At 55.4% G+C, this 16,976-nt stretch carries 16 protein-coding genes; 2 read left to right on the top strand and 14 right to left on the bottom strand.

Translation table 11 applies throughout. The features are described 5' to 3' along the window. Window positions 1–2,542 precede the first annotated feature (2,542 nt). Together AC33YF_RS09470 and AC33YF_RS09465 are read left to right on the top strand one after the other, a co-directional pair. Window positions 2,543–2,674, top strand: a complete 132-nt coding sequence (locus tag AC33YF_RS09470) for a hypothetical protein (protein WP_491776960.1) — start codon at window positions 2,543–2,545, stop codon at window positions 2,672–2,674. 206 nt (window positions 2,675–2,880) lie between these two features. Beyond that, the gene (locus tag AC33YF_RS09465) at window positions 2,881–3,354 is read left to right on the top strand and encodes a Dps family protein (protein ID WP_491776959.1); all 474 of its coding nucleotides are present in this window, start codon (window positions 2,881–2,883) and stop codon (window positions 3,352–3,354) included. A 108-nt stretch (window positions 3,355–3,462) separates the two neighbouring features. On the opposite strand, the gene AC33YF_RS09460 is transcribed toward AC33YF_RS09465, so the two are convergent. From AC33YF_RS09460 to AC33YF_RS09395, 14 genes are all read right to left on the bottom strand, one after another. Beyond that, on the bottom strand, window positions 3,463–4,770 hold the full coding sequence (locus AC33YF_RS09460) for a magnesium transporter (protein WP_491776958.1): 1,308 nt from the start codon (window positions 4,768–4,770) through the stop codon (window positions 3,463–3,465). Further along, window positions 4,754–5,620, bottom strand: a complete 867-nt coding sequence (locus AC33YF_RS09455; RefSeq protein ID WP_491776957.1) for a magnesium transporter MgtE N-terminal domain-containing protein — start codon at window positions 5,618–5,620, stop codon at window positions 4,754–4,756. Before AC33YF_RS09455 ends, AC33YF_RS09460 begins: the two co-directional genes overlap by 17 nt. Continuing rightward, the gene (locus AC33YF_RS09450) at window positions 5,601–6,452 is read right to left on the bottom strand and encodes a mechanosensitive ion channel family protein (RefSeq protein ID WP_491776956.1); all 852 of its coding nucleotides are present in this window, start codon (window positions 6,450–6,452) and stop codon (window positions 5,601–5,603) included. The genes AC33YF_RS09455 and AC33YF_RS09450 overlap by 20 nt, the downstream gene beginning before the upstream one ends. A 175-nt stretch (window positions 6,453–6,627) precedes the next feature. Continuing rightward, on the bottom strand, window positions 6,628–6,903 hold the full coding sequence (locus AC33YF_RS09445) for a hypothetical protein (protein WP_491776955.1): 276 nt from the start codon (window positions 6,901–6,903) through the stop codon (window positions 6,628–6,630). Window positions 6,904–7,205: 302 nt separating this feature from the next. Next, the gene (locus AC33YF_RS09440; protein ID WP_491776954.1) at window positions 7,206–7,340 is read right to left on the bottom strand and encodes a carbohydrate-binding module family 14 protein; all 135 of its coding nucleotides are present in this window, start codon (window positions 7,338–7,340) and stop codon (window positions 7,206–7,208) included. Window positions 7,341–7,603: 263 nt separating this feature from the next. Continuing rightward, window positions 7,604–8,644, bottom strand: a complete 1,041-nt coding sequence (locus tag AC33YF_RS09435) for a succinylglutamate desuccinylase/aspartoacylase family protein (protein WP_491776953.1) — start codon at window positions 8,642–8,644, stop codon at window positions 7,604–7,606. A gap of 2 nt (window positions 8,645–8,646) precedes the next feature. Further along, window positions 8,647–9,552: a 30S ribosomal protein S6--L-glutamate ligase gene (rimK, locus tag AC33YF_RS09430; RefSeq protein WP_491776952.1), complete on the bottom strand. Its 906-nt coding sequence runs from the start codon at window positions 9,550–9,552 to the stop codon at window positions 8,647–8,649. Between the two features lie 67 nt (window positions 9,553–9,619). Then, window positions 9,620–10,096 carry an ATP-dependent zinc protease family protein gene (locus tag AC33YF_RS09425; RefSeq protein WP_491776951.1) on the bottom strand — a complete coding sequence of 159 codons (477 nt, stop codon included), beginning with the start codon at window positions 10,094–10,096 and terminating at the stop codon, window positions 9,620–9,622. Between the two features lie 206 nt (window positions 10,097–10,302). Further along, window positions 10,303–10,476 carry a hypothetical protein gene (locus AC33YF_RS09420; protein ID WP_491776950.1) on the bottom strand — a complete coding sequence of 58 codons (174 nt, stop codon included), beginning with the start codon at window positions 10,474–10,476 and terminating at the stop codon, window positions 10,303–10,305. A gap of 54 nt (window positions 10,477–10,530) precedes the next feature. Next, window positions 10,531–11,058, bottom strand: coding sequence for a hypothetical protein (locus AC33YF_RS09415; RefSeq protein ID WP_491776949.1), 528 nt, complete (start codon window positions 11,056–11,058; stop codon window positions 10,531–10,533). A gap of 301 nt (window positions 11,059–11,359) precedes the next feature. Further along, entirely contained in the window at window positions 11,360–12,043 is a 684-nt protein-coding gene (locus AC33YF_RS09410; protein WP_491776948.1) for a tetratricopeptide repeat protein, read from the bottom strand. A gap of 311 nt (window positions 12,044–12,354) precedes the next feature. Next, the gene (locus tag AC33YF_RS09405; RefSeq protein ID WP_491776947.1) at window positions 12,355–15,291 is read right to left on the bottom strand and encodes an AsmA family protein; all 2,937 of its coding nucleotides are present in this window, start codon (window positions 15,289–15,291) and stop codon (window positions 12,355–12,357) included. 155 nt (window positions 15,292–15,446) lie between these two features. Beyond that, on the bottom strand, window positions 15,447–16,073 hold the full coding sequence (locus AC33YF_RS09400) for a lysozyme inhibitor LprI family protein (protein WP_491776946.1): 627 nt from the start codon (window positions 16,071–16,073) through the stop codon (window positions 15,447–15,449). 229 nt (window positions 16,074–16,302) lie between these two features. After that, window positions 16,303–16,976 (bottom strand): LysR substrate-binding domain-containing protein (locus AC33YF_RS09395; RefSeq protein ID WP_491776945.1); only part of this gene is annotated, 674 nt, incomplete at its 5' end.

Here is a 16,976-nt window from a genome sequence, read left to right as displayed (position 1 = left end):
GCGTGGATAAAAATGTCATTGCCGCCGAAGGACGGCGCAATGTAACCATAGCCTCTGGATTCGTAATAGAACCTGACAGTTCCCGGATGCATGATATCTCCTTTTTTGTCGGTTTACTTGCTTGTGCACGAACTGCTCGCAGACAAGCAAAGGGTCAAGTAACAGGGGAACTTCTAATAGTTGTGCCCACCTACGATGACGACGAACACCTCTGGACAAATATCAAAGTCGAGCGTTTCCCTACGGCTTCGAGGCGTTCTCGTTGTCCACATTTTTGATGAGGCCCTGTCAGTTTCGAAGCGGACAATTTCTTATGGGTACTTTGCGCACTTTGCCCGCGGAACGCAGGCGTACAAAGCACGACCTTGGTAAACGAGTCTGCTTAAACAGGAATCCGCCTTGCTGATTGCTCTGCTTGATGCGAAAGCGGTTAAGCTGCACGTATTGTCTCGGCTTGGCGGTGGCTCCGTAAACCCAAAGGGTTCCTAGGTCATAGCGCGCCGAAGCCGAAACGACCTGCGCATGAACGCTGGACGTTGTTATCATCAGCGCTAAAAAGACAAAGCCCGCAACGACTCCGCTCCACGCTCTACTCCTCTTGGTGAACTTTGCGTCGAGATGGTTCATTTGCATTCTCCTCACGGCGGCCCAGAGAGGTTCTTTGAGTTCAACACTTGTTGGAGGCTATCCACGGCATCTCGGAGTCCGCAGTGGACGCGTGCTCCTTGCTGTTTTGCGTCACCTCGAATTGACGGAACAGTTACTTCCGAGATGAGCCGTGGTGGCTCATATCTGGCAGAATAGTCCTATGGTGCTCAGACGGTTCGCTCTTGCCCAGAAATGGCAGCATCCCATTTAGCGGTTTCCCGATGGGCGTTTGCGGCCACCGTCTCGCACTCGCAAGTCTGTGTGCCAGCCGCAAAAGTTAAAAATATCCAGCTAATCCGATGGCAACAACGAGTGCGAGGCCGAGCGATCCCGCCAGAACCCAAATCAGTCCAACGCGGCTCGCTTGCCGGGAGTCGGTCGCGTTCAATACTGGTTCGCCTGTTTTTTCATCTCTATGCATCTATCTGTCCTTTCTTTCTACTTCAGAGATCGGCCCCATCAGACTGTCGGTTTTTGCGAAAGACGATTTGATCGTTGTGCTGAGCCGCAAGCCGCTGCTGACCAACTTCTGCAGCTAACGGTCGCGGCTCCCCGCTCTGGTGTTTTGGGTTCTGGGCGGACGGACCACTACCGGAGTTGGACGGCAAGTGCAGGCATCTCTGCACTCCACCTTTTCTTCATATTCAGAGTTGAGCTGAGATATGAGATTTGGCTGTCGACAGTCGTATCAACTCGTCGAAAGTTTAGGTTGCGATGCGTGGGGCTTCGTCTTGGATTTTTCCAACTGCTTTCGCACGAGCATGGTGCGTACTGCAGACGGGCAACTCGAAGGCGGCTCAATCTCTGCCTAAGTTGGACCAACAGCGCGGCCCTCAGCAAGCGTGAGGCCCGTCGTGAATAAGAGCGCAGTTGTCGCCAGTGTTGCGAGTCTCATAGAGACTACTCCTTTCTTCACGTGTATCGGATCACGAACCGCTACTATTCCCACGTGCGCCGTTAACGGCAACTCGCAGATGGCGGGTCGTACCAAACGCCTACGGCATTACCGTGCAGCGCTGCTTGCGAAAGCAGGCACCGGTTCGACGCGTTTTATCAACGCGACGGGTAACGCCTAATGTGCCGCGCATCCCGCGCTGGCACCTCACGTACTGCGAGCTCGAGGTATCGATCTCGAACCAGCCTCTTCAGATCAGCGATGGCGTTCATCCCTTGAGAGCTAACACGCTGAGCAGAAACTTCAAGGGGTCGACGATGACAATACAATGACGATAGAAAAAAACTATCAGACGCGCAGGCACTCGTTATTCTGTATACAACTTATATTTTATCTAACGAATTGCTCGTTCAGTTTTGAAGTAATTGCTATATGCGGAAACGGCAGACATCCCGAGCGTGGTTAGGTTAAAAGATCCTCGTAGTAATGATGGTGACGCCGATGCTCCGCAGTGTCGTAGTCGCGGGTGGGCACTGCCCGCCCCTCTCGAAAAATGAGAGATTTTCTGCGTATGGGCTTCGGCGATGCCTCTCCCGTGAATCGACAGGCTCTGACAAGCCGTTTCATGAACTGAATCATCGGAGCCTCCAAGATTTGGCCAGATTATTCTCGCGTACATCTGGTGCACGGACGCCGAATACGCGTCGGTGCAGCTAGATAGCTGGTCAACGGAACGAACGCCTCAGTAGCTCGGATCACCGGCTTAGTCGTTCAGCGACTTTGCGCGGTACTGATCCGACATCTGTGTCAACATCGGCGGAGTATTCCGAGGGCACGAGTGCGGACAACCTGTCCCTTCCTGGGCAAAAGTTTTATGCGGCGAGGTCCATCTTGGGGACTTGATCAACTACCCTCACGGCTCCGTGAGCGGCGTTGAATTGCTTCAGCGCGGTAACAAGGTAGAAGGCCCGTCGTCGTTTGCCGAAAGGAGTACCTATCATGAGAAATAACTCTAGAGTCGTACACGGAACTAACGCACGGCAAGGCGAACGCGTCGGCCTCATCCGGGTCCTTGCTGTCAGCTTGGTACTGATCGGCTTGGCAGGATTGGGGCTAGTTGCCTATTTCTAGCCGAACCACATCGCTTCCGGCGACGAAGATGCCTGAATCTCAACGGTGTTTCGCGTCGGTGTGGCAGAGCAGCCTGGATGACGTCCAAGCTCTGCTGCTAACTCCCCATTCATAAGTGGCGGCTGACCAAGCCAATCGCGTCAGCAACCTCAACCGCTTTTTCACCATCAAGTTAGTAGATGGCCAACCTTGGAAAGGGATAAAAGATGCTCGAACTCAAACGCGAAATTCTGCATACGGATCATCGTGACGCCACGGTTGCGGTCCTTCAGACTTGCCTCTATGACCTGATCGATCTCGCTCTGCAAGGAAAGCAAGCTCACTGGAATGTCGTCGGCACTCAGTTTCGCAGCGTGCATCTAGAGCTTGACGAAATCATTGCATCTGTTCGTGAGGCTTCCGACGACGTCGCGGAACGTATCGCAACCCTCGGGGTATCCCCCGACGGTCGCGCAAAAATTGTCGGTGAGCACACGCGATTGAAATCCTTTCCGGAGGGACTCCAAACTGCCAGCGCAACCGTGACGATCTATTCCGATCGGCTTTCTTCCACAGTGGATGGGATTAGAGAAGGCATCGGCTCGGTCGCATCTCACGATCCGGTCAGTGAAGATCTGCTTATCGGCATTGCGGGAAGACTCGAGAAGCATCTCTGGATGCTGCAGTCACAGGAGATCTAAGCCGCTCTTTGTGGGTGCCAGCTGAAACTCGGCGGCGTCCGCAGCGGTCTCGAGCGAAATACTAACAGGCATATTGGACCCCCGCCCGGGCTGATACCTATGCAAAGGTCACAGCATTCCTGAGAGCAGCGTTGCGATTCCTAAGAAGGACATAAAGCCGGCTACATCGGTGATTGTGGTAAGCACGATTGACGACGACTGGGCGGGATCCTGCCCGAGCTTTGTTAAAATGATGGGAACAAGGGCGCCGGCGAAGCCAGCCATAACCATTGCCAGTATCATCGACACGACAATAACAATCACAAGTCCTGCGGACCCACTCCATAAGTAGACGCCAATGCCACAAGTTACAGCAATGGCAACGCCGTTCATAAAGCCGGCAGCGACTTCTTTCGTGACGACCCTCGACCAATCTCGTGTCGATATCTCGCGCAACGCCAAGCCGCGCATTGTAACTGCCAACGCTTGTGCACCGGCGTTGCCTGACTCGCCTGCGACGACAGGAAGAAGCACGGCAAGAGCAGTAAATTGTGCGATGGTACTTTCAAACAGGCCCACAACCCCCGCAGCCAAGAAGGCAGTAAGGAGATTTACTTGCAGCCATGGCATGCGCTTCCGAACCGTAAAGAACGGACTGGACAGCGCGCGCTCCTCTCGACTGGCGCCGACCATCGCCTGCATGTCTGACAAAGCGCTTGCCTGCATCGTATCGATAAGGGCCTTCTGGCGAATGACTCCCACGAGCATGCCGTCGACCGTTGTGACGGGGAGATTCAGAAGCTTGTATCGCTCAAGCAGTTCGGCCACCTCGGACTGCGGTGCCATAGGATCGATCCTGGCTGGCGCCGGTCGGGCGAGACTGCCGAGGGTGGCGTTGGTTTCGGCGAGGGCCAAACGAGCCATTGTCACCTCGCCCTCGAGGTGGTTGTTGGCATCCAGCAGAAACAAGCTATGGGGCATCGGAATTCGCGCCTTGCGCATGGCCCTCAGAGCCTCGCGCGCCCTTGTCGATGCGCGGAACGCCATGAAGCGTGTGTCCATGATGCGCCCTGCTGTATCAGCAGGATAAATCATCAAGTCACGAAGCTCCTGCGCAACTGAAGAGGGCAAGTGGCCAACGAGTTCTTCACGCTTGTCTTCTTCAAGAAGCCCCAGGAGTTGCAGGGCCTCATTTGGCGACAAAGCAACGAGAATATCTACTGCCTGCTGTATCGGAAGTACCCCCAGAATGGCAGCGGCCGCGTTCGGCGCAAGCAGACGCCAAACGGGCAGAATTGTCCTTACAGACTGTCCGATGAGTAGCCCGGCCGCTTCATCGGTGGGCATCGTCTCCAGATGAAATGACGCATCTGATGGATGGTCCGCGACAAACCGTCGATTCAGGGCATCTACGGCAAGGTCAGCGTTTCCGATCATGTCTTCTTTCCGTCCCGGCGGCCGCTGATCCGTTGCCAAGCAATCCTGCCATCAGAGCGAGAAGCGTGTTGCAGCTTTGGACGTAGGCGGTGAACACATTGCCTGCCAATGTTGTTGGCCCAATTTGCGAACGCCATGCGGAGGGATGTTGCTGGTGAAGCCGCACCACGCTACGAGATAGACCGCCAAGAAGTCTCCTGCTGGCACTCACAACAGGGCGTACGGGATAGTTGTCCCAATCAGCTTCTTGTGAAACGGACCGAACATCCGCATGGCTAAATACGGGCGCTACGTCATTTTCAGCGATCGATATTAGGCTTGTTCCGCTTCGGACCTTAACCAACGCGGATACGGGCACTGCTGCATGGAATCGCTTTTCGTCTCGATAGAGAAAGACGTGACCGATGTTGGTTCGCCAGTTCCTTACCTGACTGATCGCCTCTTTGACGGTTGCATCATGCGGGAACATCGGTAATGCCGGATTCATAAGTGCGCCAACCGTTCCATCCGGATACCGCAATGCCGTCTTTATACTTCTGGCAAGGCCGCGAGGAAGTTCAGTCAGTATCGAGCTTCGTTCTGAACTCGGGATTTGTCGAAGGATGTCCACTGCATCGTAAAAGTCCATCGATCCCACAATGGTTGCTGTTTTGTCCGATGGGAGACATTCCAGACATGCTGCTGCGCGCCAGCGCAACATGTTTCGCAGGATGTCACCTGCAACGTCAGCAGGTACGGTAACGATGAAGGCAGCAACGTCTGACTCGCCCAAAGAGTCAAGCACGCGCGAAGCCTCGCGCGGCAACGTTCGAGCGAAAGACAATGCTAGGTCAGTCGCGTTGCTGGTCATCGTCGCGATCAGGTGTGAGTAGCGTGAGAGTTTCCTCGCTCAAACGTCGCCCAGGCAGTAGCACTCGCCCTTTTTCTGTTGCCAGAACAACACTCGTCGTGGAGAGGTCCAGGATCTCACCTTGCACGTCATCGAGTCTTACCTCTTGTCCCGGCCGAAGATAGTTTTGCATCTGATATACGCCGATCAGATTGGCAACAAACGTTTGAGACCCCAGGGCAAACGCTAAGGCAAAGCTAGCGGCTATAGCAGCGACAAGAATACCGACCAACGTAATAATAAAGCCAACGTCGATCCCAGCCTGATCCAATCCAACGACAATGGCCACGAGGAATGTTGCAGACTGAGCAACGATACCCAGTATTTGCGCTCGCTCCGTTCCCATCATCGAGAACGTCACTGTAACAATGTCACGTATGAACTTGGCTGCCAGATATCCGATGAATGCAATCAGTCCGCCGGCGAGCAAGCTTGGTAGATAGGCGAGCATCCGGTCCAGCCACTGCGCGAACACATCAAGCTTGGCAATCTTGGCAGCCGCCGTCAGCGCCAAAACGATAATTACCCAGAAGACCACGCCGCCGACGACGTTGATTGCGCCATCCGTCAACCTAATGCGAATGCGCTGGTTCTTTGCGAAAAGTCGGCCGAACACACGATTTAGTGTGCCCGCCAGTCGAGTTACAATGATTTGACCAAGGCGAGCGACAGCCCAACCCAGGAAGAGCACGACGATCGCACCCACAAGATGCGGCACATAGAGTATAAACGCCTGAGACAGGTCGTTAGTAACCGCACCCCATTGCTCTATCCAATCTGACAATTGGATCATGAGGATTTCTCCTTGAGAGGTTGCCCGGTCCGGAGACTGTCAGCAGCTCTTCTATGAAGTTCTGTTCGCTAGTGTAGATCGTCTTCGTTAAACGTTTGGTCCATTCGTTTGCGATATCCATTGGCGGCAGCGCTGTTAGGAGCAAGCGTATATCTTCCATAAGTTACCTTGCCGCCTAGTTCGGTAGTCCGTGCTTCAAGTCTTCCAACGATAGCGCCGGCACAATCTCGACAGCTGCCTCAAGAGCACTCATCAGCGCCTCGGTAACGTGGGTCAATTGTGCCTGGTCCGCCTCCTCAAAAAAGATGTATCCGCCACGCTCACCATCGATCATGGTGAAGTAGGCGGCTTCGGCGTTTGTCGCGTTTACGACACTCTCGATTGCTTTCTCCATACGTCCACTACGAGCAGCTAAGTTGCCGCTTTCGACTGGGATTGAGAACTTCATCATCAGCAGCATCTGTTCCCTCTGAATTACTATGTGGCAAACAAAGCCAAAAACGACCGTTACAATATCGTCGACCGATCAAACCAACGCGTTATCAGGCTCACTCCGCTCACAACAAGATTCAGCCCGGCCCGCGTGCCCCTACAGGCCGGGCTGACCGCCAACGGCCGGATGTGTAAGAGGAACAAAAAACACATCCGCCTCAGCGTTCGCGAACTCACTTCAGAGTGGGCATGAAGATGCCGGGGCGAGAGCGGCGCAATGCCCAGGCTATCCCGGCTGTTTGGTGGCGACGGAGCGACCGATTAGGCCTCGCTGGGAATGCAGGTCTGCAGTTCCGAGTCCCAGTGCGTGCCTGATGGGCAATCCTCTTGGGCAATGACAACCGACGCAGCCCCCGCAAAGGCTAGTACGGTAGACAGTGTAAGCAGAGTCCTCATGGGTTCGTTTCCTCGAAAAGACGACCGGAGACCGGCCTAGAAAACACTTAGGAGTCGATGGCGGCAAATGCGGGACTAACCCGGAGCTAACTCGGTATCTTTTGAGAGCCTAATTGCGGCAGAGGAGCAAAAAAATTCTCCAAATCGCGGTGGCTTCGGCTGGCATTCGATCAGCGCAGAAGCTCCGCCGGTCACGACTCATCAGGACCCACTAGATTCCCAGAGCCTTTTGCGGGTGCAGCAGAGTTAGTCGCTGGGCACGGTCAAATGATCTCGTCCTCGTCGAACAGAGGGTCCCCTTCCAGTTGCCCGGCCAATCGGTCGATTGTTGCCGCCGGATCATCATGCGGGCGGATCCTAGCGATATGAAAAAGCCCGTCGCCTTCGTTCACGACAGGCAGATTTGTCCGGCCAACCAAGAGACCGGGCTCGTCGGCTACGACTTCGCTTTCAAAATCTCCAAAAGGATCGGATACCAGGCCAAGCACCTCTCCGCCCTCCACCTGCGTCCCAATTTTCTTTAGCGTACGCAATAGGCCTCCAACTGGTGCTCGAAGCCAGAAGCTCGAAGATGAGCGCATTGGTGCGACTTTAGGCTTGGCGATCCCCTTTGCCTTCACCATCCCCAAATGACGCATAACGCGCAGTATTCCCACGACCCCTGTTCGCACAGCCACCTCGTCAAATCTAAGACCCTCGCCGGCCTCGAACAGCAGCACATCCACATCATGCTGCTGGGCGGCCTGACGCAGGGACCCGTCTCGAAGCCCAGACGTCATGACAATGGGTGCGCCGAATACCTCAGCAAGCGCAAACGTCTCTGGCTTACTTGGAGAAACACGAACTTGTGGGAGATTGGTGCGGTGGATGGCGGCGGAATGCAAATCGATACCCACGTCGGAACGCGCGACAATCTCCGTCATGAATTTATGCGCAAGCCGTGCGGCCAGGGAGCCGACTGCATCTCCCGGGAATGAGCGGTTCAGATCGCGACGATCGGGTAGGTAGCGCGAATGACTGAGAAAGCCGTAACTGTTGACGATAGGTACCGCCAACATCGTTCCTTTCATGGTGTTGATGCTCGGCACGCGCAACAACCGACGCACGACCTCTACACCCATCACTTCGTCGCCGTGGATAGCAGCGCTCACGAATAAGGTGGGTCCAGGTTCGCGACCGTGAACGACATGCACTGACATGTTTACAGGCGTATGATCTGACAGAACGCTGACCGGCAAATCAACAGTCTGGCGCGAGTTTGGCGGAATGCTAAAGCCGCCGATCTCGAAGGCGTCGTGCGTCACCGTTAACCTTTGCCGCGGGTTCGTGTCTTCCCGGGCCTTGCCTCTTTTTCGAGAAATTCGATCACCCTTCCAGCAATATCAATGCCAGTGGCCTTTTCAACACCTTCGAGCCCTGGAGAGGAATTCACTTCCATGATCACTGCGCCGTGGTTCGCTCGAAGCATATCAACACCGCAAACATTCAAGCCAAGTGCCCTTGCTGCACGAACCGCAGTCGACCGCTCCTCGGGTGATATCTTAACTGTTTGAGCGGAACCCCCTCGGTGCAAGTTTGATCTGAACTCGCCTTCGGCGCCCGTGCGTTTCATCGCCGCGACGACTTTGCCCCCGATCACGAGGACGCGGATGTCGCTCCCGCCTGCCTCCTTAATGAACTCCTGTACGAGGATATTTACGTTGGCACCACGGAAGGCTTCAATGACCGATTTTGCGGACCGATTCGTATCCGCGAGCACAACGCCGATACCTTGTGTTCCCTCCAAGAGCTTGACTACAAGCGGTGCGCCTCCGGCAAGGCGGACAACTTCTTCGGTTTGCTTTGGATCGTGCGCAAAAGTCGTTACGGGCAAGCCGATACCCTCGCGGGCCAGAATCTGCATCGATCGTAATTTGTCGCGTGAGCGGCCGATGGCGACTGACTCATTGAGAGGATACACGCCCATCATTTCAAACTGACGCAACACAGCCAGGCCGTAAAAGGTAATTGATGCTCCAATGCGAGGAATGACAGCGTCATAGACGGGCAGTTTCTCGCTATTGTAGTAGATCTCAGGGCGCCGTGACGCGATGTTCATATAGCACTGCAAAGTGTTGATTATGTTCAGCTCGTGGCCTCGTGCCTCAGCGGCTTCCTTGAGGCGCTTATGCGAGTAGAGCTGAGCATTTCGGGCCAACATCGCGATCTTCATTGTAGCAACTCCAAAATAGCGAGAACGATCAGCGCCAGACGCCAACGCGTCAGTTTCACCTTTGACGCTACGTCACCGCTGACGGTCCAACGGGCTGCCCCGCGAGAAACGAGCGACCTGGGTTTACGATCAGTCGCTTCTTGCGCAGTGCTGTTCGCCCAACAATCATGTCGAACTTCATATTCTCTCGATCAGCGAGAGAAATCTCAATCACCCAAGCTCGATTGCCAAGGACGAATAACGTTTCGATTATAGGTCGAGTTTCGGGGATTCCTCCGGTGTTCTTGATCTTGCGGGTATCCGCGAGCCTTGCCTCGTAACGCACCGTCGATCTTGGGCCTGCTGCTGGTAACGTGAAGCTGACCCAGATATCTCCGTTACGCTCAAAGCGCTCCATATTGTCAGTGTTCAACGCCGATGTGCGGGCGCCTGTATCAATCTTAGCCCGCATCGACTCGATGCCTAGTTCTGGAAGAGCAACATACTCACGCCATCCGATTAGACGGCTATCGATACTCTTCTCGCGAGAGGTGGGTTGCTTCATGGATTGAATCTCTGGCCGCCATGGAGGCGTGTGACGTGACTAAGCTGAGTCGTCTTTTCGGAAAGCATGGAGCAAGCAGTTTTTACCTGCAATATGCTAAGGACCCAAAACAGGCCTCAGCCCATAGATCGTGGTAGTGACTAGGTCGAAAGCAACAATCACACGTCGGGCATTTGATCGACAGACCGTTGGATCAATCCGAACTGCTATGCCATAGCAAAAGCATCTGCCCAGATGTCCTGATAGGCTTTTATCTTTAGGTCCGCAATTTCGGTGGGCGTGCTGATGATCGTGGCAGGATGGGTCGCGGCGAGGTCCTTAAAGGACTGCGTAACAAACCAGGCACGCTCGCCATCTAAAATTATCAACCGATCGTGCAACGGTGCTCTAGCCAACCTCACGAGAAGCGGGCGCTGATCACCGTGTTTTTGGGACTATTGTTCGCGCGCGCCCTTGAGCGTTGCTTTATGCCTGTCGGGGTCAGTCAAGATCCGAATAGTAATATGAAGAGGGGCTTGCTGTGCATACGCGTTGACAATTTTCTCGTCCGCAAACGGATCGACCAGAAGCACGTCCTTTGATGCAGTCTTCAGTACGTCACCAACGGCTCTGTATGCTTCGTCAATATCTCCTGCTGGCACATAGGCACCAACCACCTCTGTCTGGACTTGGAGCTCAAGTCGGCCGAGAACACGACGCAGGAGAGACACAAGGGCTCTTGCGTTCGCCGCTCGTAAGTAGGCGTTTGCGGTCTGTGAAACGACTAATTTCGCTGCATACTTTGCGTCAAAGATCTCCAAAACATCCGGCATGGGGACAATCTCGGAGGCGCTCTCGATAACGGCAATTGCTGCAGCCAGCCATTGGTCCTCCAAATCACTCAGCGCCCCCTGCCTTTGAAAGTTGGGCACATCAGACAATAGTATGCCTGCGCGTTGGTAGAGTTCTTCCGGAGTGGTCATGCCTGGTCGAATTCCTTCGATTTGGGCGAGTGCCCTACATCCCTAAGCAGACTTCAGCGCCGCATCACTCCCAACATAGCTCACGGCTCTACGATCATTAATGAACGCGACTGCGATTGAACGGGTCTAGGGGCCTGCCGAGTCGATCTGCTGCATTGTTTTTCTCGCACTGATGCAAACGAGCGACGGCACTTTGAAGCCGCCAGGGACTGGCTCGACGTGCCCATGTGTGGGGGAGCGTCGTGATGTCATGTGGAAGCCCCTTGGTGCTTCTCCGCGCGGGCGCAGTGTTAGCAATGCATCATTTGCGCTTCCATTCCTGAGCCATCTTCTGCGCTTTGGCTATATCTTCGGGAGCCATTTTTTTAGCGATCGCATCACGGTAGTTCGCGGCACCAGATGGACCACCGTCACCAGCAGCAAGATCGAGCCACATATGTGCTGAAATGTAGTCCTGCGGTAGGCCAAGACCTTCGCCGTGCATCAGGCCCACCAAGAGTTGGGCGGTACGGTGGCCGCGGTCGGCAGCCAGACGGGACCACTTCATCGCCTCTACGTAGTTCGAGGGCATGTCATAGCCATGGAAATAAAGTATGCCGAGTCTGGCTTGGGCATCGACATCGCCCTGCTCAGCAGAAACATAAAGCCACTGACGCGCTTGAACGTAATCCTGTGGCACGCCCTTGCCTGCCGCGTACATATTGCCAAGGTTGTACTGGGCTCTAGCATCGCCCTGCTCAGCAGCAAGGCGGAACCACTTCACCGCTTCGGCCTTGTCCTGCGAGACGCCCTTCCCTTCGACGTACATCAGGCCCAGAATTAGTTGGGCACGGGCATCGCCCCGCTCAGCCAACGGTCGCGCTGCTTGAAACGCAAGCGCATAATCGCCCGCTTTGTAAGCTCTAGCCCAATCAACGAACGGTTCCGCAACCGCTCCGCCGGTCAACATCACAGCGACTACGATGCACGTAGCCAGGCAGCGCATTGCCCTTCTCCTTGCCTCAGCGTCACCAAGCATAGCAGAAAAAGAAAAGCCCCGACGCTTCCGTCGAGGCAGGGAGTTCAGGACAAATGAAGCAGCGATGGGCAGCCGCTTCGCATTGAGCATAGAGCGAAAGGATCCGCGCGGGAAAGTTCAGGCCAGCTGCTTACAGTGGCCGCCCATGTTCCTGCCGATCGTCCGAGTATCGATTAGAAAGCAGATCGAGAGGCGGACCAGATCACTGGTCCACTTAGCACCACCACAGGAGTCCGTAGGCGCTCAGGGTTCACACCCTTGAAGTCTAGATCACGCCTCTACCGACCAAAAATGTCCTTGATGATCTGATTGGCCGGGCGCTTTGACCCCGGCTTTTTCTGTGCTCCGTCGGCATTGGGCTCTTGCTGTGGCGTTTGGCGCGCGTTTGTGGCGTTGTTGCTGGGCCGGTCGGCGGTTGCGGGAGCCGGAACTGCAGCATCCGGAGCTGCGGGATCTGGGCGTTTCTTGACACCGAGCATCTGGCCGATTCCTCCAACGACGCCCTTTGTGACCGCGCCGGGCACAGCAATACTCTTCTCCACGAGTCCGCCCTCGCCGGTGTCGACGCCGAGCATGCTGGCAGGCATAGCAACAAGACCGCCACCGAGTTGGTTGAGCTTCTGATAGGCAGCGACTGGATTATCCAGGACACCTACGATGTCAGGGTAAAACGACGGCTTGGCCCACGGACCGGTAACCGCAATCGGAACAGGGAAACCAAGCATATTGTTCTTGCCGGCCTGGCCTTCGACACTCGCAAGCATGAGCGGATTGACGCGAAACTTGAGTCGCTGAGCTGGGATATCAACCGTGCCAGCGCCACCAATTGAAATGAGCGGGCCGTTCAGGCGCAAATCGCTCGTCTGCGCTTGACCCTTAGCGATCTCGAAGTTGGAGCTGAACTTCGTGAAGACAGTCTTGCTATCCTGCTTGTACTGCCACCCCGTGAGTACGCCCGTGGTGAGATTGCGGAGCATGTTAGTCACGCTCAGTCCGATCAGGGCACCGTTTGTAAACTCGAACTTCGCTGTGCCATTGAGGCTAGAGACTAACGCACGCTCGCTGTTGCCGCTTGCCGTGAGGTTGAGCGCAATGGCTGCTTTTCCTTCGATAGTCTGAAATTCGGCGATATCACTGAGAAACGAATGAGCGTCGAGACCATTGACCACAAAACTAAGACGATGCGCTCCGGTCGCATCGAGTCCGAGCGTCATTGTTCCTCCGCCACCATAGGCTTTGAGATCCTTGGTCTCGGCAGTGAGCTTGCCATTGGCGAGCTTCAACTTGACGGTAGCGGCGTTAATCCGGATGTTCTCGAACGCGAATTGATCAATCTTCAGGCTTAGATCTGCCTTCAAGTCGTTTAGTGCTGACAGCCCTAGTTTCTCGGAGCGCCAACCAATGGCGTCGACTTTCGGCACTGCTTTCCCAGATCCAGCAGCCGCAGCTTTCTTTCCGGACTGCGCTTCCTGTGAGGGAGGCGGAGCGACGGCAACCTCGACCCCACCTCGCGAAGATGGGGCGCGCCGATTGGGGGCAGCCTCGGAAGGTACAGGTATCGACTTCGTTTCGACTGCCGGGGCTCGCTGTGTTGGTGCGCCGCCGTTCTTCGATTTCACCGCGCCCGTCGCGACGAGCGTCCCCGCAAGGGCAGGAACCTCGCCTCCAAGGGTCACCTTGAGCGCACCGGACACTGTTTGGCCAGACGTTTGCGCCTTCACTGGGTCAAGGACGAGAACTTCGTCCTTGTAGACTGCATTACCCGTGACCGTGTACGTGCCCGACCGCACGGTAAATGTATTGAGAACGAGCACATCATCCTTGTAAGCAGCATCGCCCGTCACGACGGCTTTGTCTGAGAGATGGTTTGGAGACTCTACTTCGAGCTTGATTGGCGCCGATCCACCATCGATGAGCTTCTCCAAACCCGTTATCGAGCCCGTCACTCTGGCAGGCTTCCCGTCGATGTCGGCCGTGACATCAATACCGACAATGTCGTCTTGATAGGTCGCATCGCCGGCTACCGTTTGATCCCCAAACTTCGCAGTGACCTGAGAAAGTCTCAGAACTTCATCCTTATAGACAAGGGCGCCGGAGATGACGTTCACACCGGAGACGGCGGTGAACTCCGGAAAAGCAATGGCGTCGTCTTTGTTAGCGACGGTGCCGTGCACGCTTATCTTGTCTTCAAGATAATCTGGTGCCATGACATTGAGCTTGATGAGTGCATCACCGCCAGCGGCGAACGAATCGAATCTGTCGATTGATCCCGACAACCTTACAGCCTTGCCCTCCGGTGAAGCTTCTGCGTCTACCGTCAGGGTGTCGCGAAATAGACGAGCCGTCCCGGAGAAGGGCACGTCGTCGAATATTCCTTGAGTGAATTTCAGAGTATCGTCGCTATACGTTGCGGTGCCCGAGACTTTGTGCGGACCGGACCGAGCTGTGAACTGCGCGAGCGTGAAGCCACCTTGTTTATACGACGCTACACCTGTCAGGTGAGCAACTTCCGACAGATCAGGCGTTTCGAGCTCGAGCTTCGCCGGCACTGGGCCCCCGTCAATGAAATGAGCGAAGCTGCCGATCTTTCCTTTCATCGAGATTGCATCGCCATCATATTTGGCCACGGCGTTGAACGTGAGCGGTCCATTGGCCGACGGTAATTCAGCTTCCGCGTTTAGAGTCGTAATCTGATCGCCAGGTTCGCCATCTCTTTGAGGCAAAACTACCGTACCGTTGTGAATGATCAGCTTATTGATGCTTAAGCGTTGACGCTTCGCCGCTCCTTCGTCCGACGCCTCGCCGGAACGCGATTCAGCGGTCTCGGGTAGCGGAAGCTTAAGGATGGGATCGAGCAAAGTGATCTCAGTGAACTGGACGTTGCCGGCGAGCAGGCTTCTAAGCACCAGACCAAACCGCAATGTCCCGACTTGGGCGAATTCTGCCGTGCCATCCTGGTCCGGCCGCGCGATCCCTACGTCCCGGGCAACCAGATCGAGGGAGGGAAAGACCGAAACATTGACCGGACCGTCGATTCGAAAGCGATAACCGGTCGCCCTCTCGACCTGCGCGAGCACCTTGTCTTTTAGGTCTTCGGCAGAAATGAAGTGCGGCGCGACGAATACAAGACCCACCGCAAGGAGAGCGATGGCTAGCGCAGAGAAGAGAAGAGTTCGTAAAATTCTTTTGGCCTTCCGAAATGCCCGCCGGGCCAATGATTGAAGTCATTAGTCTGCGGTGGAAATAAGGCTGGGCCTGATCGGCACCTGTGAGAATGACTGCTCAGGGTCGTTGGCGTAGATCGCAGGCCGATCAAGCCATGTCCGCTCTACTCCTTAAAGTGAACATCCTAGAGTGAGCGCTGTGGCAATTATCGTCGCCCCCGCTTTTGAGAAAGCGTGCAGTCGTAAGTGGCTCCGTCGGGATCAGGTTCCCGGTAGGCAGCCCTTTCGCCCTTTATCCAGATAGATCGGCCGAAGCCCCCTTCGTATTTCGAACCTGAAGCAGTCCGAACCAGTGACCCCGTGTCAATTGTGTCACCACGCTCAAAACGAACGCTGGGAAGCACGGTATCAAAAAAGACTGTCACGACTTCATTGGCAGGGTTGCCGCCGCATCCCCAAAAGGAGGTGCCCGTTGGCTTTTCCAGCATCCAACGAGCCACCAAATGACCCTCGCGCCGTAGATAAGCCGCCTCGACACATTCTCTAAGGTCAGCTGCTTTCCAACAGTCGTCCCGACCCTTGATCCAACCGCGCTGATTGGCGCGCAGCGTGTTCTCGGCCTCAGCAGAACCGGTATCTAGCGCTTTGATCGCCTCCAAGGCGGCCGCATAGCGGTCCGCAACCAGGCGATCCAGCTTGGCGAGATCTGCGTCTTCGCAGATCAGCTTCTCAGCAGAAGTTCTTGCCTTCGCGCAATCGAATGCGGGCCTCTCCTCACTGAGTGCGGGTGTCGTTAACAAGAGACCCAAAGCAGTCAAAGTACGGATTGTCATGTAGAAGCCAAACGTAACAAGCCAAGTAGTTGAGCGTAGGTCGCCAAGGCCGATAACCCCGGCAGCTGAGCAGCCTTGATGGCTAGGGTCGTCGCATCTCTCCTCTTGGTTCGGACTGTGAGTCCTAGTGTACCCCTCGTGTCCGCTTTTGGCACATAGCCGCCGATGCTTTAAACGCGAGGCAAGTAAGAGGGGAGTTTGGTGAGCCGCCCAAGCTCCGCCTCGTCAATCAAGCACCGCCCGTTGCCCCAAATTTCTGCTTGGAGAATGTGCGGAGGAAACGCGCAGCCTGACCCGCGTAGCTATCTTTGCTCTCATCACCAATTACCGCGTAGGCCGAGTAGGCAAACCGAGGCGCATCGTCGATAAAGCGTAACCATCCTGCTCGCAGTTCTGGCGCGATCACCCTCCTTGGAAAATATCCAGCCGCCGGTACGGCTCTAACGTACTGCAACCCTAATGTGCCAATGCCGAGCTGCAGTGCCGGAGCTGCAAGGTGCGGAAGATTTAGAAGGTGGTCGGCGCGAAACTCCGGTCCCCAATCTATCAGGACATAATTTTCGTCGAGCGGGTCTGCCAGGGGATCGGGGTTGCTGCTGACGAGTACAAACTCGTCCTCGAAAAGCTGAAAGACCGTCAATCCCGTCGTATTTCGTGGTTGATATATGACCGCGAGGTCAAGACTTCCCTCGTCAAGTTGTTGCGCCAGGACGTCAGACGTGGCCAGTGACGCTCGGATCGCAACATGGGGGAGCGCCTTCATCAATTCGAAGACCGCGCCGATGAGGAAGCCGTCCCAAAGACTGGGCACCGCTCCTATCTCGAGAGCTGTTTCAACCTCATCCGGGAGCCCCGCATCGAGACGCGCTTGCGTCCAGGTTCTTACAAGCGCGTTGGCATGTC

The sequence above is a fragment of the Methyloceanibacter sp. genome (assembly GCF_058506495.1).
Note: the sequence above shows the minus strand (reverse complement) of the source record. Positions and strands in the feature narration are given on the sequence as shown.